The sequence below is a fragment of the Pseudomonas parafulva genome, from assembly GCF_000800255.1.
Lineage (GTDB): Bacteria > Pseudomonadota > Gammaproteobacteria > Pseudomonadales > Pseudomonadaceae > Aquipseudomonas > Aquipseudomonas boreofloridensis.
On sequence record NZ_CP009747.1, the window covers coordinates 2,689,715 to 2,709,570 of the forward strand.

Here is a 19,856-nt window from a genome sequence, read left to right on the forward strand (position 1 = left end):
TCCTCAAGGTTCGCTCAAGGCGCTGCCCGCTCGATCGAGCAGGGGCTTGAACAGGTAGTTGAGCAGCGAGCGCTCGCCGGTGCGCACGAACAGCTCCGCCGGCATGCCGGGGCGGATCGACAGCCCCTGCAGACGCGTCAACGCCTCTTCGCTCACGGTGCTGCGCAGCACGTAGTAGGGTTGGCCGCTGCGCTCGTCCAGCAACTGGTCGGCCGAGATCAGCGCCACTTCGCCAGTGACCCGCGGCGTGCGGTTCTGATTGAAGGCGGTGAACAGAATGTCCACCGGCAACTGCGGCGCCACTTTGTCCACCAGGTTCACCGGCAGACGCCCCTCCACTTCCAGGGCCGTGCCCTGGGGCACGATTTCCAGCAGGGTCTCGCCCGCCCGCACTACCGCGCCTTCGGTGTGCACGCCCAGGTTGATGGCGATGCCGTCGGCCGGCGCCAGGATCTCGCTGTGGCGCAGTTCGAAACGTGCCGAATTCAGTTGCTGCTCCAGCGTCGCAGCGCGTACCTGCGCATCGGCCAACTGGCTGCGCACCTCCTTCTGGTACTCCTCGAGGCGCTGTTGCAGGTTGAGCTGGGCTTCGACGATGCCTTGTTCGAGACGGGCGCTGTCGCCGGCATTCTGCGCCAGGTCGCGCTGGACCTGGGACAACTGGCGCTGGTACTCCAGCACCCGATTGCGCGGGATATAGCCCTCGCCAGCCAATGGCCTCAGGTTGTCGAGCTGCTCGCGCAAGGAGTCGGCCTGAGCCTGCAAGTCGCCGCGCGCCCGGCGCATACCGGCCAACTGCGCCCGCGAGCCCTCGACGCTCGCCGACAATGCGCCTTGCTCGCGGGCCAGGGCCTGGCGACGGCTCTCGAACAGTTGACGCTGACCTTCGAGCACCAGTCCCAACTGCGGGTCGGACGCCTCGTTCAGTTCGGCCGGAAATTGCACCTGCTGCGCATTGTCACGCTCGCCGCGCCACCGCGCCAGGCTGGCCTGGGCCATGCGGTACTGGGCCTGCAAGGCCTCGACATCGGCCTGCACCTGGGTCCGGTCCAGATGCAGCAGCGGCTCGCCTAGGCGCACCGCCTGCCCTTCGCTGACCAGGATGCGACTGACCACGCCCGCCGCCATCGACTGCACCGCCTTGCGCTTGCCGGACACCACCACGGTGCCAGGCACCGTCACGCCCTGATCGAGCGGCGCCAGGCTGGCCCAGAGCATGAACCCGCCAAAGCCGAGCAGGGTCAGCAGCCAGCCCAGGCGTACATAGAAACCTGAATCGCGCATCGAACGGCTCATGCGCCACCTCCGGCCTGCAGCGGACGATGCACCGCGCCCTGGCCCAAGGCCTGGAGCACCTCACGTGCTGGGCCGAACACCTGCATCCGCCCCTCGTTCATCACCAGCAGCTTGTCGGCCTGGCCCAGCGCCGCGCTGCGATGGGTCACCAGTACTACGCTGCGCCCCAGCGCCTTGAGCTGGACCAAGGCATTGGCCAATGCCGCCTCACCGAGGCTGTCCAGGTTGGAATTAGGCTCGTCGAGCACCACCAGGCACGGATGGCCATACAGCGCCCGCGCCAGCGCGATGCGCTGCTTCTGGCCACCGGAGAGGTCGGCGCCGCCTTCGCCCAAGCGGGTGTCGTAGCCGTGCGGCAGGCGCAGGATCAATTCGTGGACGCCCGCCAGGCGCGCGGCCTCCACCACCTTGAGGCCGTCGAGCTCGCCGAAGCGGGCAATGTTCTCGGCGATGCTGCCGCGCAGCAGCTCGATGCTCTGGGGCAGATAGCCAATGTGCGGGCCGAGCGCCTCCCGATCCCACTGGCGCAGCTCGGCGCCGTCCAGGCGAACGTGACCGGCCAATGGCTGCCAGACACCGACCAGCAAACGCGCCAACGTCGACTTGCCCGAGCCCGAGGCGCCCAGCACACCCAGCACCTCACCCGGCGCCAGCGCAAAGCTGACCTGCTGCAGCGTGGCCTGCTGGCGACCGGGCGGTCCAGCGCTGACCTGCTCCACCGTCAATTGCCCGAGCGGCGTGGGCAGAGGCATCGGCGCTGGCGGTTCGGGGTGCTCGCGCAGCAGCGCATCCAGACGCCGGTAGGCCAACTGCGCACCGCTCCATTGCTTCCACACAGCGATGAGCTGGTCGATCGGCGCCAGCACCCGTCCCATCAGGATCGAGCCGGCGATCATCATGCCGGGCGTCATCTGCCCTTCGATCACCAGCAGGGCACCGAGTCCCAGCACCAACGACTGCAAGCACAGGCGTAGGGCCTTGCTGGTCGCAGTGATCACCGCAGAGGTGTCGCTGGCCTGGTTCTGCAGCGTGAGAAAACGGCTGTGCAGGGCGAACCAGCGTTGGCGCAGGACGCCGAGCATGCCCATGGCCTGGATGCTCTCGGCGTTGAGCAACTGGCTAGCGGCCAGGCTGCTGGACTGCTGCTGCAAGCCGCTGGCCTCGGCCAAGGGGCGTTGAGTCAAGCGCTCGTTGAGCACCGCCAGCAGCACCAGCAACAAGGCGCCGGCACTGGCAAGCACGCCCAGCCAGACGTTGAACAGGAAGATCACGGCCAGGTACACCGGAAACCAGGGCGCATCGAAGAAGGCGAACAACGCCGGACCGGTGACGAACTGGCGCACCTGGGTCATGTCGGTCAGGGCTTGCCCCGCCGCCCCGTCACCCTGGCGCAAGTTACGCTCGAAGGCGGCGCGATAGAGGGTCAAGTTGAACCGCTGTTCCAACCGATAACCCACTCGAATCACGATGAAACTGCGCACTGCCTCCAGCACGCCCATATAAAAGAAGAAGCCCACGACCATCAGGGTCAACATCCATAACGTCGTGGGATTCTGCGAAGTCAGTACACGGTCGTACACTTGCAACATATAGATCGACGGCACCAGCATGAGAACGTTGATCAAGGCGGTAAAACAGCCAACACTGATCAAGGTTGATTTGAATTCGGCAAGTGCCGCCCACAGAAGTGCACCGGGCTGATGGCTCGGAAGTTTCATGTTTCGCCCTTATTACCGTTGCAACTTGGCCTGGTTAGTTATTATCCAGACGCTCCAGTACCAACACCTCACCGCCCGGCACAGTGCCGGTGTAGCGGTCTACCTGTTGGCGGCTGAAATGCACTACGGTGCTGCCATCGGCCCCCACCAGGGCCAGCGTATCGGGCGTCACCAACCAACTGCCGGGGCGCAGACCCAGCAGGGCCTGGGCGCAGGCCAGGTCGCCGTCCAGGGTGCCTTGCTCGGCCTCCAGGCGCAGGGCGCAGCCCTCGGCCGGGCGTGGTTGCGGATAAAGCTGCCAGCGCCCGGCCAGTTGCGCCGCGCTGGGGAGTAGCAGGCTGCTCGCCATACCTACCTCGGTCATCGATATCAGGGCGATCGCGCCTAGCGCGATCATGGGGTTGACTGCTCGCATTCGTCCACCTCCGTGGCGAGGGCGACCCGCAGCCTGCACGGGCCGCCCCGTCAGGTCAGACCACGATGTCCGTGGCGACCGCCTGACCCACGGTAGTCACCAGGAAATCAACCTGGCTGTTACCGGTGAAATCGATGGCCAGGCTGCCCAGGTTGGTGGCCTGGTCATAGCTGAGCACCGCTTCGCCGGCATGGCCGCTGAAGCTGTTGACGAAGGCCAGTGGCAACTTGCTCTGGGCGAAGGCCGGGATGGCCGACAGGTCGATCTTGTCCTGACCGCTGGCGAAATCCATGATCCGGTCCGGCGCCTTGGCCGTGGAATCGCTGACTGCGCCATAGACGAAGGTGTCTGCGCCGCTACCGCCCCAGAGCACGTCCGCCCCGCCGCCGCCGTAGATGATGTCGTTGCCGGCACCGCCCTTGAGCACGTTGGCCACCGCGTTGCCGATCAGCAGGTCGTTGCCCGAACCGCCAATGGCGTTTTCCACGGTCACGCCCTTGGCGATCGAGACGTTGCCGACCATCCCCCCCACGTCGGAGAACGAGGCCTCGTTGAGGTTGATCTTCTGGTTCTGGGTGAACCCGGAGAAGTCCAGGGTATCGTTGCCGCCACCGTCCCACACGGTGAACACCAGCTTGGACGAAGCCGAGGTGGCCGAGTAGAAATCGCGATCGGCCGTGGAGTTGAACCCGTACACGGTGTCGCCCGAGCGGGTGGCGTAGTTGGCGCCGTAGAGCTTCTGGATCGCCGCGATATCGTCGATCAAAGGCGCCGAGGCATAGTACTGGCCACCGCCTTTGACGAAGTTCTGCGCGGTGTTGCTCTCGCTCCAGTAGCTCATCACGCTGTAGCCGCGGGTGTCCTGGGCGTACGAAGCGTCACGGTAGCTCGGGTTGCCCTGGCCGGCGTTGTAGTCGCCGGGATGGGACAGGCCCAGGGTGTGGCCGATCTCGTGGGTCAAGGTCTGGCGACCGTAGTTGCCCGTGTCCGGGCTGATGTTGACCTGGTAGCCGTTGTTGACCAGGTACCACGACTCACCCTTGTGCGACCCGGCGCCATCGAACGGCAGGTAGGCGAAGGCCGCGCCGCCGTCGTTGGCGCTGTAGTTGCCGAAGGTCATGTGACCGTCGCCACCTGAGGCCGACTCGGTGAAGGTGACCTTGGCCACGTCCGCCCAGGACTGCATGGCGAGCTTGGCCTGAGCCTTCTGCTGGGTGTTGAACTGACTGAAGGTGCCCAGGCCGCGGCTGACGAAGTCAGACGGCGCTTTGCTCAGGAAGGTGTAGGTGAGGCTGATGGTGCCGTCCTTGTTCAGGTCCTTCCAGGACGCGCCGTCACGCAGCAGCTGGGTCGCTGCCTGGTCGACGGTGAACGACGGTTTGCCATTGATCTTCGCACCACCGCGATCGTACTGGTGGGCGAAGCCGTTGATCAGCCCGAAAGCGGAACTGGGACCATTGGGCTGCAGCGCCGAGGCGGCAGCGTACAGGGCCTTAGCATTGACATTCGACATGCAGACACTTCCTTGTTTGCGGAAATGATTGAAGTTCGACAGGAACGCTCAAGCATTGGCGAGAGCATCCTGTCACTCGCCCTTATGAGGCGTAAAAAAACTGACACACCCTGAAACTTACTGTCCAGTCTTTTTTTGGCGTGCGTTATACGAAATGCCAACCACGTCGAAGTTCTGGGTTATTTGCGCAAACAGTCGCGAATTATTAGGGCAGCGCAGAACGGCTTATTCAAATAATGACTGGCCGTTCATTATGCGCGCCGGGGAAGTTTTATTATGAAAAAGCGACATGAATTACAACGCGTGTGGCGCATCGGTAAAACAGCGCTATCGCTATTCGTTTGAATTCAAAGACGCGCGCTGTCCGTCGCCGGCTCCGACCGCTTCAGGCTCGGCCACCCGACATCGAGCCGCCCTGTTACCATGTCGCCCTTTTTGCCCTCCCCGCCCTGCCCGCTTCCAAGGAGCCTCGCATGACCCCGCTTCGTTCTCGTCTGCCCTTCGGCCTGCTGGGCCTGGGGGTTGCGCTGCACGCCTGCCCTGGCCATGGCGCAGAACCGGTCAACCTGGCACCGGTGCAGATCAGCGAACGGGCGACGGACGCCGGCTACCAGGCCGATCAAGCGCAGGTTGGCGGCTGGCAAGCGGCCCCACTGCTCGACACCCCCGCCTCGGTCAGCGTGTTCAGCCGCCAACTGCTCGACGATCGCCAAGTACGTCTGCTCAGCCAAGTGCTGCAAAGCGATGCCTCGGTCGGCGAGAGCTATGCGCCCATCGGCTACTACGAGAACTTCAACGTGCGCGGCTTCAGCCTCGACGCGGCCAACAGCTACCGAATCAACGGCCAGGCCATCGCCGGCGAGCAGAACGTGGCGCTGGAGAACAAGCAGCAGGTCGAACTGCTCAAGGGTCTGTCGGGGCTGCAGAGCGGCGTCTCCGAACCCGGCGGTCTGATCAACTACGTCACCAAGCGCGCCGAGGACGTACGCAGCGTCACCGTCTCGACCAACGACCAAGGCGAGCGCTACCTGGCTACCGACCTGGGCGGCTGGTTCGGCGAGCAGAAGCAGTTCGGACTGCGCGCCAACCTGGCCCATGAAGACCTGCGCAGCTACGTCGACCACGCCGACGGCAGGCGCGACTTCGCCTCGTTGGCCTTCGACTGGCAGATCAACGCCAATGCCACGCTGCAGCTGGATGCTGAATACCAGCACCGTGAACAGCGCTCGGTACCGGGTTACCAGTTGCTGGGGGGTAGCGAGGTGCCGCACGGCGTCAACCCGCGTGATCGCCTGGCCTATCAATCGTGGGCAAGGCCGGTGCAGAACGATTCGCTGAACCTGGGCGGTCGCTTCGAATACCGCTTCAGCGACACTTGGAGCGGTGCGTTGAGCGCGTCGCGCAGCCAGGTGGTGATCGACGACTACAGCGCCTTCGCCTGGGGCTCGGACGCTGGCGCCGTGTTCGCCCGCAACGGTGATTACGGTATCTACGACTACCGCAGCCCCGACGACACCCGGCGTGTGGACGCCCTGCAGGCCACCCTCGATGGACGCTTCCAGGCCCTGGGCCTCGACCACGAGCTGACCCTGGGCAGCAGCGCCCAGCGGCGCACCGTGGATCAGCGCCCTTACTACAACGAGTGGCTGGGCACCGGCAACATCGATACCGACGCCCCCGCCCTCGCCCCGTCGGACAAGCCGGTGGGTCACAGCGAACGCCGCCTGGACAGCCGCCAGTACGCCCTGTTCTTCAGCGACCGCATCCGCTTCGATGAACACTGGCAAACGGTGCTCGGCGCGCGCGAAGTGCGCCTGGACGAGAAGACCTGGGACGAGACCGGGACGCCTGGCCGCCACACCCGGCAGTACCAGTTGTTGCCCAACGTCGCGCTGATCTACAAACCGCAGGCCGACACCACCCTCTACGCCAGCTGGTCCAAGGGCCTGTCAGCCGGCGGCACCGCGCCTTGGTTCGCCAGCAACGCCGCCGAGATCCTCGCGCCGACCCTGTCACGCCAGTTGGAGGTGGGTATCAAGCGTGACTGGCAGGGCGTGAGCCTGAGCGCAGCGCTGTTCCAGATCCGTCAGGCCTACCAGTACGCCAAGCCTGGAGACGGCGCCGCGCCGCTCTACGTGCAGCAGGGGCAGCAAAAGAACACCGGCCTGGAGCTGGGGGCCAGCGGTTGGGCCACCGCCAACCTGCAACTGCATGCCAGTGCGGCGGCCATCCGGGCGCGGGTGAACGACACGGGCACCGACGCCTACGAGGGTCACCAGGCGATCAACGTGCCACGCCTTCGCGCTGCGTTGCAGGCCGAATACAGCTTGCCGCTGCCCGGCTTGGCGCTGCTCGGCGGCGCTCGCTACAGCGCCAGCAAGTACGCCAGTCAGGCGGGTAACGTGGCCGTGGGCGGCTACACCGTATTCGATGTGGGTAGCCGTTATCGCACCCGTATCGGCGACTACGACACGGTCGTGCGCTTGAGCGTCGATAACCTGTTCGACAAACGCTACTGGCGCGACGTCGGCGATTACCTGGGCGACGACTACCTGTTCCAAGGCGCGCCGCGTACCGCCAGGCTGTCGGCGTCGGTCAGCTTCTAGGGCGCTTGCGGACGCGGACAGCTCCCCCAAGCGCTGTCCTGCGCGGGCGCTTCGAACTCGTCGGCGAACACATAGCGGTCCTTGCCCAGGTGCTTGGCGTGGTACATCGCGGCATCCGCCGCCCTGAGCAGGCTGTCGCTGTCGGTGTCGCTGGCGTCTTCGCAGAGGATCACGCCGACGCTGGCGCGCACTTGAGCGCTGCCACCTTCCAAGGCAATCGGCTCGCGCACGGCAGCGATCACCCGATCGAGGATCATGCGGCATTCAGGGCGTCCGGACAGGTCCTCCATGATCAGCACGAACTCATCGCCCCCCAGCCGCGCCAACGTGTCGGAACCGCGCACCTTGCCCAGCAAACGCTGGGCAACCGTGATCAGCACCTGATCACCCTGAGCGTGGCCGAAACGGTCATTGACGCCCTTGAAGCCGTCCAGGTCCAGCAGCGCCAGGGCGAAGCGCTTGCCTTGCCGATGGCTGCGCTGCTCGGCCTGCTCCAGGCGCCGTAGCATCAGCCTTCGGTTGGCCAGCCCGGTGAGTGGATCGATCAGCGCCTGGCGCAGCAGTTCGGCGCGGCGCTGGCGCAGGCTCAGCAAAGCATGCATCAGCCAGGCGACCGAGCCGCTGCCCAGCAGGATCAGCCCGAACTCGAAGTACTGCCGGGCATCTGCGGCCGTGGCGTGCAGCGGCGCCACACACAGGTTCCATACCGTGGTACCGATCCTGACATCGCGACACAGCCCGTCGACCAGATCACCTGGCGAGCGCAGCAGCACGCGACGCTCGCCGGTCTCGGCATCCAGGCCCGACAGCGCGTAGGCATAACCTTGAGCCTCGATGGCTGGCAGGTTGGCATCTTCCAGGGCTTCGGGCAGCACCAGGGTGACCACCGTGTACCCCCAAAAGCGTGGTGTTCCGCTTGAATCCGGCAGAAACACCGGGAGCATGCCAATGGCGCCCAACGGTCCCTGGATCAGGGTGAAGGGACCGGTGAACTGAAGACGCGGCGCCGCAGGGTCCAGCGCAGCCAGTACCTGCTTGCGGTCATAGAACTCCAGCAGATCGTGATCGCGCACGATCAGGTTGCGGTCCAGCGGCTCGATCTGGCGGATGATGCCCTCGGGGGCCAGTGAGAACGCGTAGGCGCCCTTGTACAGCGGCAGCAGAAAATGCGCGAGGGCGGGGAAATCCGGCACCTGGCCGTGACCCTGATAGACCATCACCGCCAGCGTGCGATTGGCGGTCAGCGCCCGCTCGAGCACTTTTTCCACCGCCACCGCGAAGGTGGTCGCCACCTCGCCAGTACGCACCTGTTCGAGGCGTCGAGCGTCCTCGTCAAAACGCTGCAACAGAATCCAGCCGAGCAGGAAGAAGCCGGTGAAGGCCAGGAGCGGCAGACTCCAGCGCAACCAGCGTCCGGCTCGAACGAAGCTCATCATGAGGCAATCCACTCGCGACCCAGGGCTGCGACCGATTCTGTCGGAAAACAACGCTATTTCAAAAGACAGTCTGGCAGATTGATGCATCTTCGGCGGGTCGATCACCTGTCGCAGCGGCAGATAAGCACGCGCCGGCATGGCTGCCTGACCAACGGTAGATTGACGGATGTCTGAACATTTGCTGTATTGAAACCGGTTTCATTCGCCCATTACAACGCCAACAAGGCTCGCAATGACCACACAATCTTCATTGACCCGCCCCCGGGTCACCATCAGCGAAGTGGCGAAAGCCGCCGGTGTGTCCAAAGCCACCGTGTCGCGCTACATCGGCGGCGACCGCCAGTTGCTGGCCGAAGCCACTGCCCAACGCCTGGAAGCCGTGATCCAGCATTTGGGCTACCGCCCCAACCAGATGGCCCGTGGCCTGAAGCGCGGACAGACGCGGCTGATCGGCATGCTGGTCGCAGACATTCTCAACCCCTATTCCGTCGCGGTGATCCATGGCGTGGAAACGGCCTGCCGCCAGCACGGCTACAGCCTGGTGTTGTGCAACACCAACCGTGACGATGAGCAGGAACGTCACCACCTGCAAGCGTTGCAGTCGTACAACGTCGAAGGCCTGATCGTGAATACCCTCGGTCATCAGCCCGGCGAATTGCTCGACCTGCACCGTCGCCTGCCCATGGTGCTGGTGGATCGCCAACTGGCGGATCTGCAGGTCGACCTGGTCGGGCTGGACAACACCGATGCCGTCGAGCAGGCCCTGGACCACCTCCAGACCCAGGGCTACCGCGACATCGTTGCCATTGGCGAGCCGCTGGACGGCACCAGTTCGCGTCATGAGCGTGTGCAGGCCTTTACCGCCTCCGTGCAACGACGGGCCAGCGTGCGCGGGCGGGTGCTGAGCCTCGATGCCCATCTGCCGCAGACACTCGAGCAGTGTCTGGCCAACGACGATCACGGTCCCCAGGCCCTGCTCACCTTCAATGGTGTCGCTACGCTGACTGTGACCCGCGCCCTTCACGCTATTGGGCGGGGACTGGGCAACGACTTGGGCCTGATCGCCATCGACGAACTGGACTGGTGCTCGCTGGTCGGTCCCGGCATCACTGCCTTGGCCCAGCCCACCGAACGCATCGGCGCTGCCGCGTTCGAGTGCCTGCTCGAACGCCTGCGCGGCAGTGAAGCCCAGCCTCGGCGTCTGGATTTCAAAGCGCAGTTGATCGTGCGCGGCTCCACATCCCTCCCCACGTAACGAGGTTGCGACGACAGCGCGCAGCACACCGCTGCGACTCAAAATGAAACCGGTTTCATTCGAAGCAGACGAGGACAATAACAATGCAGCCCAATCCTGTTTCCATCAGCCTCTCCAGCTACGGCGCCGACCAGGTCCGCGAGCGTGGCCAGATCGCTTTTCTCGAAGTACTGGCCAATGCCGGGGTCGACCGCGTCGAACTGCGCGAAGAGTTGTTCACCGAGCCGCCTGATACCGCCCGGCTCAAGGCAGCGGTCGCCAGCCGCGGTCTGGAATGCCTGTACTCCGCGCCCCTCGAGCTGTGGACGCGGCAAGGCCGGCCGGACCCGCAGTTGCCGCAGGCACTGGCCACAGCCCGGGCGCTGGGCGCGGTCGCGCTGAAGGTGTCGCTCGGTCATTTCCGCGCCGAATGCGACCTGGCCGACCTCGGGCCCTGGCTCAAGCCCGGCGATCCGCTGTTGCTGGTCGAGAACGACCAGACCGCGTACGGCGGTCGGCTCGAGGCGCTGCTGAGCTTCTTCCAACGCGCACAGCAGGCCGCACTGCCGGTGGGCATGACATTCGACATCGGCAACTGGCACTGGCAAGGCGAATCGCCCGGACATGCGGCGCGTCATCTGGGGGCTGGGTGCGCTACGTGCACTGCAAGGCGGTGGCGCGCAACCCCGATGGCCGCTTGGTCGCCGTACCGCCGGAGCCGAGCGAGCTGGCGAACTGGCAGCGCTTGTTCACCTGTTTCCCGCCAGGGGTGCCCCGGGCCGTGGAGTATCCCTTGGTCGGTGCCGACCTCACCGCCGTGACCCATCTGCACGCCTGCGCACTGGCCCGGCTCGGCACTCACCCGGAGGTGAGCCATGCCTGAGCATGACGTGCTGTGTTTCGGCGAAACCATGGCCATGTTCGTGGCCCAGCAACCGGGCGATCTTGACCAGGTGGAGACCTTCAGCCGGCGTATCGCCGGCGCCGACAGCAATGTCGCGATCGGTCTGGCACGGCTGGGTCTGCGGGTGCGCTGGCTGAGCCGCGTGGGCAACGATGCGCTGGGCCGCTTCGTCCTCGCCAGCCTGCGCCGCGAGGGCCTGGATTGCAGCCAGGTGGCGGTCGATCCGCGTCATCCCACCGGTTTTCAGCTCAAGGCCCGTTGTGATGACGGCAGCGACCCGGCGGTCGAGTACTTCCGCGCGGGTTCGGCGGCAAGCAGGTTGACGGTCGACGATCTGGACGTCGCCTCGACGCAGGCGCGCCATCTGCACGCTACCGGCATCGTTCCGGCCCTGTCCGTCCCTTGTCGGCAGCTGTCACATCGCTTGATCGAGTGCATGCGGGCGGCGGGCGCGAGCATTTCCTTCGATCCCAACCTGCGCCCGTCCCTGTGGCCGGACCGCCAGACCATGGTGCGCGAGATCAACGCCCTGGCGATCAAGGCGCATTGGGTGCTGCCGGGCCTGGAGGAAGGTCGCGTACTGACCGGCTGGAGCACGCCAGCCGACATTGCCGCGTTCTACCTCGACCAGGGTGTCCAGCGCGTCGCGATCAAGCTCGGTGCCGACGGGGCCTATTACCGCGACGCCGCCAGCCAGGGCCTGGTCGCCCCGGTGCCGGTAGCCAAGGTGATCGATACCGTCGGTGCCGGCGATGCCTTCGCCGTCGGCGTGATCAGTGCCCTGCTGGACGGCCTGCCATTGGCACTGGCGGTGGCCCGTGGCAACTGGTGTGGCAGCCGCGCCGTACAAAGCCTGGGCGACATGGAGGGCCTGCCGCGGCGCGAAGAACTGGCCGCCTATGAGTTGCGCGCCAGCGCCTGATGAACATCGCCGGTGCGCCGGCCCTGCTGAGACAACAACAATTCGCTCAGGAGTTTTTTCATGCACTCGAACAGTCTCGCGCCTCGGCGCTGGTGGTACCTGATTCCCATCGTCTTCATCACTTACAGCCTGGCCTACCTGGACCGCGCCAACTACGGCTTCGCCGCCGCCTCGGGCATGGCCGACGACCTGCACATCACCCCGGCCCTGTCCTCGCTGCTGGGAGCGCTGTTCTTCCTGGGCTACTTCTTCTTCCAGGTGCCCGGTGCGCTCTACGCCCAGAAAGGCAGCGTCAAGAAGCTGATCTTCGTCAGCCTGATCCTCTGGGGCGGCCTGGCGACCCTGACCGGGATGGTCAGCAACGTCTACCTGCTGATCGCCATCCGCTTCCTGCTCGGCGTGGTAGAGGCCGTGGTGATGCCAGCGATGCTGGTGTACCTGTGCCACTGGTTCACGCGCGCCGAGCGCTCACGGGCCAATACCTTCCTGATGCTCGGCAATCCGGTGACCATCCTCTGGATGTCGGTGGTATCCGGTTACCTGATCAAGCACCTGGACTGGCGCTGGATGTTCATCATCGAAGGCTTGCCGGCAGTGATCTGGGCATTCATCTGGTGGCGCCTGGTGGATGACCGGCCGGCCCAGGCGAGCTGGCTGAGCGAAGCGGATAAAGCCCGACTGGCGCAGGCGTTGGCCGACGAGCAGCAGGGGCTGAAACCGGTGAAGAACTACCGTGAGGCCTTCCGTTCGCCGCAGGTGATGATCCTGTCGCTGCAGTATTTCTGCTGGAGCATCGGGGTGTACGGCTTCGTGCTGTGGCTGCCGTCGATCCTCAAGCAGGCCGCCCAGGTGGACATCGTCGAAGCCGGCTGGCTCGCTTCGGTGCCCTACCTGGCGGCCGTGCTGGCGATGGTCGGCGTGTCCTGGGCCTCGGATCGCCTGCAAGTGCGCAAGCGCTTCGTCTGGCCGCCGCTGCTGATCGCAGCGGTGGCGTTCTACGGCTCCTATGCGCTGGGCAGTGAACACTTCTGGCTGTCGTACACGCTGCTGGTCGTCGCAGGCGCGTGCATGTATGCGCCCTATGGGCCGTTTTTCGCCATCGTGCCGGAGATCCTGCCAAGCAACGTCGCCGGTGGCGCCATGGCCCTGATCAACAGCATGGGCGCGCTGGGCTCGTTCGGTGGCTCGTGGTTGGTGGGCTACCTCAACGGCATCACCGGCGGACCCGGCAGTTCGTACTTGTTCATGGCGGCAGCGCTACTGCTCGCCGTAGCGCTGACCGCCTTTCTCAAACCCCCGCACCGCGCCGACTGCAACGCTCAAGGTCCAGCGCAACTGGCGGCCAGTCATTAGGAGCTGACATGAACAAACGTGTCGTTGTGTACAAGACGCTGTCCCAGCCGCTGCTCGAGCGTCTACAGCAGCAGGTGGACGTCACTCAAGTGGACCTCAACGCCTCCGACGGGCTGGCACGTCTGCGCGATGCCCTGCCCGACGCCCACGGCCTGCTCGGTGCCAGCCTGCCGTTGGGCAGCGCGCTGCTGGACCTGGCGCCGAATCTGCAAGTGGTATCGAGCATCTCGGTGGGCGTGGACAACTACGATGTCGCGGACCTGACTCGACGCCGGGTAATGCTCACCCACACCCCGGACGTGCTCACCGAAACCACCGCCGACACGGGTTTCGCGCTGATTCTCGCCAGTGCGCGGCGGGTGGTGGAGCTGGCCAACTGGGTGCGCGATGGCCACTGGCACAAAAGCCTGGGACCTGCGCATTTTGGCACCGATGTGCAAGGCAAGACCCTCGGCATCATCGGCATGGGCCGCATCGGCGACGCCCTGGCGCGACGCGCCGCTGCCGGCTTCGGCATGCGCGTGCTGTACCACAGCAACCAACGCAAGCCCGACGCCGAGGCACGTCACGGCGCCCGCTATCGCAGCCTCGAGGCCTTGCTGGGCGAAGCGGATTTCGTCTGTCTGACCGTGCCGTTGAGCGCCAGTACCGAAGGCCTCATCGGCGCCCGGGAACTGGCGCTGATGAAGCCGGAGGCGATCCTGGTGAACATCGCCCGCGGTCGCGTGGTCGATGAAGCGGCGCTGATCGAGGCCCTGCGCAATGGACGCCTGCGTGGCGCGGGATTGGATGTCTTCGAGCAGGAACCGCTGCCGGCCGACTCGCCGCTGCTGCAGTTGACCAATGTGGTGGCGACTCCGCACATCGGCTCGGCGACCCACGAGACTCGTGAAGCCATGGCCCGCTGCGCGGTGGAGAATCTGCTGGAGGGATTGGCCGGGGAGCGGCCGAGGCATTGGGTAAACCCGTTCTGAGGGTCCAGAAATGCAAAACCCCAGCACATCGTCGATGTGCTGGGGTTGCATGAAAGTGGCGGTGAAGAAGGGATTTGAACCCTTGATACGATTTCTCGTATACACACTTTCCAGGCGTGCTCCTTCGACCACTCGGACACTTCACCGGATCTCTTCAAGCCATTCAGCCTGTCGAGGCGCGCTAATTTAGTAGAAGCGCTATTCTTTGGCAAGCATTTTTTTCAGAATTTTCATGCGCTTAAGGCTTTCCTCCGGCAAGCGCTCGGGGCCAGGGCAATACGGCCAATCTGACCCGTGCTTTTTTCGCTGCCTTTCAATCGAACCCGACGGCACGCGGCCTGCGCCGCGTCGGCTGACCAGGCAGTCAGCCAAGGCGCTTTACCTGGCCGGCAGCGCTGGGTAACGTCGTGGCCACGCCACCCAAAGGACTCTGTCATGAGCGAGCTGATTACCTACCATGCCGAAGACGGCATCGCCACCTTGACGCTGAACAATGGCAAGGTCAATGCGATCTCGCCGGACCTGATCACGGCCTTCAATGCGGCCCTGGACCGCGCTACCGAGGAGCGCGCGGTGGTGATCGTCACCGGCCAACCCGGCATTCTCTCGGGTGGATACGACCTGAAGGTCATGACGGCGGGTCCCAAGGAGGCCATCGGTCTGGTCACCGCTGGCTCCACCCTGTCCCGCCGCCTGCTCTCGCACCCCTTCCCGGTGATCGTCGCCTGCCCCGGCAACGCCGTGGCCAAAGGCGCGTTCCTGCTGCTCTCGGCCGACTACCGGATTGGCGTCGAAGGCCCGTTCAAGATTTGCCTGAACGAAGTGCAGATCGGCATGACCATGCACCACGCGGGCATCGAGCTGGCACGCGACCGCCTGACCCGCTCGAGCTTCCAGCGCTCGGTGAACAACGCCGAAGTGTTCGATCCGCACGCCGCCGTGGTCGCCGGCTTCCTCGACAAGGTGGTGCCGGCCGAACAGCTCCAGCAGGCAGCGCTCGCGGCAGCACACGAACTGAAGAAGCTCAATATGCTGGCCCACAAGAACACCAAGCTGAAGGTGCGCAGGGCGTTGCTGGCGAAATTGGACGAGGCGATCCAAGCCGACCAGCATCACATGGGCTGACACGCCTGGGCCCGGGCTCACCGGTGGTCAGCGCTGCCGGTGTTTGCCCCAGCCAGTGCACGGTCGTACACTGCACCGCGACTGTCTGGTGTGAGTCGTATCATGCTCTATCTGCTTCGCATGCTTGTGCTGGGCCTGCACTTCCTGCTGGTCGGCACCGTGGGTCTGCTCATCGGCCTGTGCCGCCCCTTCAACCCGGATAACAGCCGCCTCTTTGCCCGCCTCTACAGTGTGCCGGCCGCTTGGTTCATGCGTCTCCAGGTCAAGGCCGAAGTCGGGCCCTTGTGGGATCAGCCGCCCGGCTGCGTCATCGTCGCCAACCATCAATCCAACTACGACCTGTTCATCCTCGGGCAAGTGGTGCCGCGACGCACCGTGGCCATCGGCAAGAAGACCCTGGGTTGGATTCCCCTGTTCGGCCAGTTGTTCTGGCTCGGCGGCAACGTGCTGGTGGATCGAAAGAATGCCTACCAGGCGCGCAAGGCGCTGCAGACCACGACACGTATCCTGCGCGACGGCACCTCGATCTGGATTTTCCCCGAAGGCACGCGCAACCCGTCCGAACAGCTGCTGGCGTTCAAGAAAGGCGCCTTTCACATGGCCTTGGAAGCCGGCGTGCCCATCGTGCCCGTGTGCGTCAGCCGCTACACGCAGCGCCTGAACCTGAACAGTTGGCGACGACGGACGGTGATCGTCCGCTCGCTGCCGCCAATTGCCACGCGAGGGCTCAGCCAACAGGACTTGCCCGCCTTGATGGAACAGTGCCGCACGCAGATGCAGCAGTGCATCGATCACATGGAGCAGGAACTGCCCACGCGCTGAGCGCGCTGCTTGCCGTTCGCCGCGACTCAGCCCAAGCTGTCGCAACAGTCAACCGAACAAGCAGGCAGCCATGGGTCGAGTCGTTGCAGCGGCGGTGTACAGCGCCGGCAGAAAGGTCACCAACATCAGCCTCGACGAAGGCAGCGAATGGGCGAACAAACCCGGTCATTTCGTCTGGATTGGCCTGGAGGAACCCAGTGCCCAGGAACTGGCCAACCTGCAGCGCCAGTTCGGCCTGCATGAACTGGCCATCGAGGACGCGCTGGAAAAGCACAGCCGCCCGAAGCTGGAGACCTTCGGCGACGCGTTGTTCATCGTCACGTATTCGCCGGTGCGCCATGAAGGTCGCCTGGAATTCATCGAGACCCACATCTTCGCCGGCAAGGGTTATGTCATCACCTGCCGCAATGGTCACTCCAAATCCTATGCCTTGGTGCGCCAGCGCTGCGAAGCGCGACCCTTGCTGCTCGAACACGGCGAGGACTTCGTGCTGTACGCCCTGCTCGACTTCGTCACCGAGAACTACCAGCCGGTCAGCGAGGCGATCCACAGCGAGATCGAGGCACTGGAGCAGAGCGTGCTCAGTGGCTCGCTGCAGGAACAGGACATCCGCCGCCTGCACAGCCTGCGTCGTGACATCCTGCGCATGCGACGTTACGTGGCGCCGATGGTGGAAATTGGCGAAGAGCTGCAGCGCCTGAGCTTTCCCTTCATCGACAAGAACATGCGCCCGTACTTCCGGGACGTGCAGATTCACGTCACCCGACAGATGGAAGACCTGGTCGGCATCCGCGACATCGCCAGCCAGACCATCGAGATCGGCATGCTGCTGGAGTCCTCACGACAGAGCATCGTGCAGCGCAAGTTCGCTGCCTGGGCGGCGATTCTCGCCTTCCCTACGGCCATTGCCGGTATCTATGGGATGAACTTCCAGAACATGCCGGAGTTGGGTTGGCACTACGGTTATTTCCTGGTGCTGGGCGTGATCGCGGCCGGCTGCACCGGGCTGTTCGCCAGCTTCAAGCGCTCAGGCTGGTTGTGACGGTCCGCGAAGCGCAGCGCCCAATGCGGGCGCTGGCTTCGGTGAGCTTCTTCGTCTGAAGTCAGGCCGCGCTTTGCTTGCGGGGATGCTGGATGAAGCGCAGCATCCACTCGCCCACCAGATCACCTTGATGGTCGGTGCTCAGGCTCGCTACGGCCTGGTTGTAGACTTCATCGCCCAAGCGATCCTGACGCGCATCGAGCAATGCACGCGAGTAGTCGTGGACGAATTCCGGATGGCCCTGGAAGCACAGGACCTGGTCACCCACGTGGTAAGCGGCATTGGGGCAGAAATCGCTGGAGGCGATCAGCGTTGCGCCTTCGGGTAGTTGCGTCACCTGGTCCTGGTGGCTGATCAACAGGGTGAGTTCACTGACCTGCGGATCCATCCACGGCGCATGGGCGGCCAGACGGTAGCGGTGGATACCCAGCCCCCAGCCGCGATCGGCACGCTCGGCCTTCCCTCCGAGCACCAGCGCCAGCAACTGATGGCCGAAACAGACGCCCAGTAACTTTTCGCCGCGCTCGTAGAGTTTCAGCAGGTAGGCCTTGAGCGTTTGAATCCAGGCATCGGAACCGAACGAGTCGGCCTTGCTGCCGGTCACAAGATAGGCGTCGAAGGTTTCGCCTTCCGGAGGGTATTCACCGTTCATCACGTTGTAGACGCAGAATTGCGCTGCGATCGGCTGACGCGAGAACAGCTGCTCGAACATCCTTCCATAGCCCTGGTACTGCGCCGTCAACTCCGGTCGCAGGACATCGGTTTCAAGGATGCAGATGCGTAACGACATAGGGATAGTCCTGAACGACAAGGGTAGAAATCAACGCTAGAGACTGCCGCGAAAGCCACGTACAAGCAAGAGGTGTGCACTGACGAACGGTAGGGAAGCAACGTTCTCTCGAGGGCTCACTTGAAGGCGTCTAGTCCAAGCATGACAGCGATCTGGCTAATGGCCTCATAATGTCAGGGAATGCAGGCGTCTTACGTTAGAACAAAGGGTTCTGAAACACGGGTGACAATCGCCCTACTTTTGGGTGTAGACACGTGTATCAGGGCAGCAACAGGCAAGCAGAAATGGCGTTGTGCACGCCATCGTGATCGACCCGACGCGCGACAAGGAAGCCAAGGGTTATTCAGGAATAACAACAAGAAGGCGGTCCGCCATGTTCAGACACTCGAAAGTACGCCAAGCGGGACTCATACTTTTCGCCACCACGTTGCTGCTGATCCTTCCCAACCTGACGCGTCTGTTCGGTTGATGCAAGGCTGGCGCCATCAGGCCGGGCAACGGTAACCTGCCAACCCTCATGGGTTGGAGAAACGTCGTGCGCCACTGTCTAGGCTTGTTCCTTTTGCTGATCAGCGCGCCGTTGGCGGCCGCGCAACTGACACTGGACCTGGGGCAGGTTCAGCGTCAATGGCAGACCGAGCAATTGTTGAAGCACCCCCAGGCTCAAGCGATCGACATTCCAAAGGATGTGGCCTACAAGCGAGCGATGCACTACCGTGCCGTACCCTTGGCAAGCCTGCTCGAGGGCGTCGACAAAGACGATCATCTGCAGGCCGTAGCGCTGGATGGATTCGCCGCGGAAATGCCGGCTGGCCCTTTACTGCAACCCGGACCGGCGCGGGCCTGGGTGGCAGTGGAAGACCCGCATCAACCATGGCCCGGCCTGAAACCAGGCAAGCCAAGTGCAGGGCCCTTCTATCTGGTGTGGACTGATCCAGCTGCCAGCACCATTCGCCCTGAACAATGGCCCTATCAGATAGCCAGCATCCGTCGACTGGCGCCCGTCTCCGAGCGTTTCCCTGCCCTGCTGCCTGCGGCTGAACTGTCGGCCGAAGACCCTGTGCGGCAGGGTTTTGCGCTGTTTCAGCAAAACTGCCTGGTCTGCCACCGCCTCAACGGCGCAGGCGACGCGCAGTTCGGACCGGACCTCAATGTGCCGCACAACCCCACTGAATATTTCCAGCCCGGCTATCTGCGCCAGTACTTGCGTGACCCACAGAGCCTCAGGCACTGGCCGCAGGCGCGCATGCCTGGATTCCCGGAGACGGTATTGAGTGATCAGGAACTGGACGCGCTGATCGGCTATCTGGCGCATATGGCCGGACGTCGACGCTGAGCGATGAGGGGACCAATCCATGGCCCCGCCGGTTCACGCTACACAGCGTTCCTGCCGAACGCCCCAGCCCTCGACTTCGCCGCCCAAGGGCGAAATCACCGCCTCGAAGGCTTGCTCGAACGCCCCGATACCACGATGAGTGGCGAACATTACTTTGCTCAGTTCCAGGTGCCAGGCTCCATCGTCACGCTCATGCACCTGGGCATTGATCGACTCCCCGCGAAACTGTCCGGCAGCCTGACGCGCACCGTCCTCGTCCGGGAAGGTGGCATAGAACTCGATGGGATGGATCTGGGTGAAGTCGAACCCGCCCGCCTTCATCTGGCGGAGTACGCTGCTGCTGATGTCATCGTTCTGGCTGCTCATGAAT

General features: G+C 64.1%; 16 protein-coding genes, 1 tRNA gene and 1 pseudogene. 10 read left to right on the plus strand and 8 right to left on the minus strand.

Annotation, left to right across the window (positions count from 1 at the left end):
- Nucleotides 1-3: 3 nt before the first annotated feature.
- Genes NJ69_RS11440 through NJ69_RS11455 form a run of 4 tightly spaced genes read right to left on the minus strand, consistent with a single transcriptional unit; the run spans nucleotide 4 to nucleotide 4,942 of the window.
- Nucleotides 4-1,296 (minus strand): HlyD family type I secretion periplasmic adaptor subunit, encoded by a 1,293-nt coding sequence (locus NJ69_RS11440; RefSeq protein ID WP_039579128.1) that lies wholly within the window; start codon nucleotides 1,294-1,296, stop codon nucleotides 4-6.
- Complete coding sequence (locus NJ69_RS11445; protein WP_039579131.1) at nucleotides 1,293-3,014, minus strand: type I secretion system permease/ATPase; 1,722 nt, start codon at nucleotides 3,012-3,014, stop codon at nucleotides 1,293-1,295. Before NJ69_RS11445 ends, NJ69_RS11440 begins: the two co-directional genes overlap by 4 nt.
- A gap of 34 nt (nucleotides 3,015-3,048) precedes the next feature.
- Nucleotides 3,049-3,429 (minus strand): AprI/Inh family metalloprotease inhibitor, encoded by a 381-nt coding sequence (locus tag NJ69_RS11450; protein WP_052192099.1) that lies wholly within the window; start codon nucleotides 3,427-3,429, stop codon nucleotides 3,049-3,051.
- Between the two features lie 55 nt (nucleotides 3,430-3,484).
- Nucleotides 3,485-4,942: a serralysin family metalloprotease gene (locus tag NJ69_RS11455; RefSeq protein WP_039579134.1), complete on the minus strand. Its 1,458-nt coding sequence runs from the start codon at nucleotides 4,940-4,942 to the stop codon at nucleotides 3,485-3,487.
- Between the two features lie 473 nt (nucleotides 4,943-5,415).
- Between NJ69_RS11455 and NJ69_RS11460 the strand changes: the two genes are divergently transcribed.
- Nucleotides 5,416-7,548 carry a TonB-dependent siderophore receptor gene (locus NJ69_RS11460; protein WP_039579135.1) on the plus strand — a complete coding sequence of 711 codons (2,133 nt, stop codon included), beginning with the start codon at nucleotides 5,416-5,418 and terminating at the stop codon, nucleotides 7,546-7,548.
- Here the strand turns inward: NJ69_RS11460 and NJ69_RS11465 are convergent.
- Nucleotides 7,545-8,984 carry a sensor domain-containing diguanylate cyclase gene (locus NJ69_RS11465; RefSeq protein WP_039579137.1) on the minus strand — a complete coding sequence of 480 codons (1,440 nt, stop codon included), beginning with the start codon at nucleotides 8,982-8,984 and terminating at the stop codon, nucleotides 7,545-7,547. The two genes, NJ69_RS11460 and NJ69_RS11465, sit on opposite strands and share 4 nt — an antisense overlap.
- Before the next feature lie 232 nt (nucleotides 8,985-9,216).
- Here NJ69_RS11465 and NJ69_RS11470 point away from each other — a divergent pair, with 232 nt between their 5' ends.
- The 5 genes and pseudogenes from NJ69_RS11470 to NJ69_RS11490 all read left to right on the plus strand — a co-directional run bounded on the left by NJ69_RS11470 (nucleotide 9,217) and on the right by NJ69_RS11490 (nucleotide 14,371).
- Nucleotides 9,217-10,239 (plus strand): LacI family DNA-binding transcriptional regulator, encoded by a 1,023-nt coding sequence (locus NJ69_RS11470; protein ID WP_039579140.1) that lies wholly within the window; start codon nucleotides 9,217-9,219, stop codon nucleotides 10,237-10,239.
- 83 nt (nucleotides 10,240-10,322) lie between these two features.
- A pseudogene (locus NJ69_RS11475) lies at nucleotides 10,323-11,101 on the plus strand (sugar phosphate isomerase/epimerase family protein).
- On the plus strand, nucleotides 11,094-12,044 hold the full coding sequence (locus tag NJ69_RS11480) for a sugar kinase (protein WP_039579142.1): 951 nt from the start codon (nucleotides 11,094-11,096) through the stop codon (nucleotides 12,042-12,044). The pseudogene NJ69_RS11475 and the gene NJ69_RS11480 overlap by 8 nt, the downstream one beginning before the upstream one ends.
- 60 nt (nucleotides 12,045-12,104) lie before the next feature.
- Nucleotides 12,105-13,397, plus strand: a complete 1,293-nt coding sequence (locus tag NJ69_RS11485; RefSeq protein ID WP_039579145.1) for an MFS transporter — start codon at nucleotides 12,105-12,107, stop codon at nucleotides 13,395-13,397.
- A gap of 8 nt (nucleotides 13,398-13,405) precedes the next feature.
- Complete coding sequence (locus NJ69_RS11490) at nucleotides 13,406-14,371, plus strand: 2-hydroxyacid dehydrogenase (RefSeq protein WP_039579147.1); 966 nt, start codon at nucleotides 13,406-13,408, stop codon at nucleotides 14,369-14,371.
- A gap of 56 nt (nucleotides 14,372-14,427) precedes the next feature.
- On the opposite strand, the gene NJ69_RS11495 is transcribed toward NJ69_RS11490, so the two are convergent.
- Nucleotides 14,428-14,517: transfer RNA gene (locus NJ69_RS11495), tRNA-Ser, on the minus strand.
- 289 nt (nucleotides 14,518-14,806) lie between these two features.
- On the opposite strand from NJ69_RS11495, the gene NJ69_RS11500 reads away from it, so the two are divergent.
- The 3 genes from NJ69_RS11500 to NJ69_RS11510 all read left to right on the plus strand — a co-directional run bounded on the left by NJ69_RS11500 (nucleotide 14,807) and on the right by NJ69_RS11510 (nucleotide 17,360).
- A complete protein-coding gene (locus NJ69_RS11500; RefSeq protein ID WP_039579149.1) occupies nucleotides 14,807-15,496 on the plus strand; it encodes a crotonase/enoyl-CoA hydratase family protein in 690 nt (229 codons plus the stop codon).
- A gap of 102 nt (nucleotides 15,497-15,598) precedes the next feature.
- Entirely contained in the window at nucleotides 15,599-16,318 is a 720-nt protein-coding gene (locus NJ69_RS11505) for a lysophospholipid acyltransferase family protein (protein WP_039579152.1), read from the plus strand.
- A 70-nt stretch (nucleotides 16,319-16,388) separates the two neighbouring features.
- Nucleotides 16,389-17,360, plus strand: coding sequence for a magnesium and cobalt transport protein CorA (locus NJ69_RS11510; RefSeq protein WP_039579153.1), 972 nt, complete (start codon nucleotides 16,389-16,391; stop codon nucleotides 17,358-17,360).
- Nucleotides 17,361-17,421: 61 nt separating this feature from the next.
- Here NJ69_RS11510 and NJ69_RS11515 read toward each other — a convergent pair whose 3' ends face one another.
- Nucleotides 17,422-18,150, minus strand: coding sequence for an amidotransferase (locus NJ69_RS11515; protein ID WP_029613758.1), 729 nt, complete (start codon nucleotides 18,148-18,150; stop codon nucleotides 17,422-17,424).
- A gap of 535 nt (nucleotides 18,151-18,685) precedes the next feature.
- Between NJ69_RS11515 and NJ69_RS11520 the strand changes: the two genes are divergently transcribed.
- A complete protein-coding gene (locus NJ69_RS11520) occupies nucleotides 18,686-19,486 on the plus strand; it encodes a cytochrome c (protein WP_039579158.1) in 801 nt (266 codons plus the stop codon).
- A 33-nt stretch (nucleotides 19,487-19,519) separates the two neighbouring features.
- On the opposite strand, the gene NJ69_RS11525 is transcribed toward NJ69_RS11520, so the two are convergent.
- Nucleotides 19,520-19,852 (minus strand): ribonuclease E inhibitor RraB, encoded by a 333-nt coding sequence (locus tag NJ69_RS11525; protein ID WP_029613756.1) that lies wholly within the window; start codon nucleotides 19,850-19,852, stop codon nucleotides 19,520-19,522.
- Nucleotides 19,853-19,856: the final 4 nt, after the last annotated feature.

Excerpts from the sequence above, each read along its gene's own strand:
- NJ69_RS11440 (WP_039579128.1), bottom strand. The coding sequence starts at position 1,296 with ATGAGCCGTTCGATGCGCGATTCAGGTTTCTATGTACGCCTGGGCTGG.
- NJ69_RS11445 (WP_039579131.1), bottom strand. The coding sequence starts at position 3,014 with ATGAAACTTCCGAGCCATCAGCCCGGTGCACTTCTGTGGGCGGCACTT.
- NJ69_RS11450 (WP_052192099.1), bottom strand. The coding sequence starts at position 3,429 with ATGCGAGCAGTCAACCCCATGATCGCGCTAGGCGCGATCGCCCTGATA.
- NJ69_RS11455 (WP_039579134.1), bottom strand. The coding sequence starts at position 4,942 with ATGTCGAATGTCAATGCTAAGGCCCTGTACGCTGCCGCCTCGGCGCTG.
- NJ69_RS11460 (WP_039579135.1), top strand. The coding sequence starts at position 5,416 with ATGACCCCGCTTCGTTCTCGTCTGCCCTTCGGCCTGCTGGGCCTGGGG.
- NJ69_RS11465 (WP_039579137.1), bottom strand. The coding sequence starts at position 8,984 with ATGATGAGCTTCGTTCGAGCCGGACGCTGGTTGCGCTGGAGTCTGCCG.
- NJ69_RS11470 (WP_039579140.1), top strand. The coding sequence starts at position 9,217 with ATGACCACACAATCTTCATTGACCCGCCCCCGGGTCACCATCAGCGAA.
- NJ69_RS11480 (WP_039579142.1), top strand. The coding sequence starts at position 11,094 with ATGCCTGAGCATGACGTGCTGTGTTTCGGCGAAACCATGGCCATGTTC.
- NJ69_RS11485 (WP_039579145.1), top strand. The coding sequence starts at position 12,105 with ATGCACTCGAACAGTCTCGCGCCTCGGCGCTGGTGGTACCTGATTCCC.
- NJ69_RS11490 (WP_039579147.1), top strand. The coding sequence starts at position 13,406 with ATGAACAAACGTGTCGTTGTGTACAAGACGCTGTCCCAGCCGCTGCTC.
- NJ69_RS11500 (WP_039579149.1), top strand. The coding sequence starts at position 14,807 with ATGAGCGAGCTGATTACCTACCATGCCGAAGACGGCATCGCCACCTTG.
- NJ69_RS11505 (WP_039579152.1), top strand. The coding sequence starts at position 15,599 with ATGCTCTATCTGCTTCGCATGCTTGTGCTGGGCCTGCACTTCCTGCTG.
- NJ69_RS11510 (WP_039579153.1), top strand. The coding sequence starts at position 16,389 with ATGGGTCGAGTCGTTGCAGCGGCGGTGTACAGCGCCGGCAGAAAGGTC.
- NJ69_RS11515 (WP_029613758.1), bottom strand. The coding sequence starts at position 18,150 with ATGTCGTTACGCATCTGCATCCTTGAAACCGATGTCCTGCGACCGGAG.
- NJ69_RS11525 (WP_029613756.1), bottom strand. The coding sequence starts at position 19,852 with ATGAGCAGCCAGAACGATGACATCAGCAGCAGCGTACTCCGCCAGATG.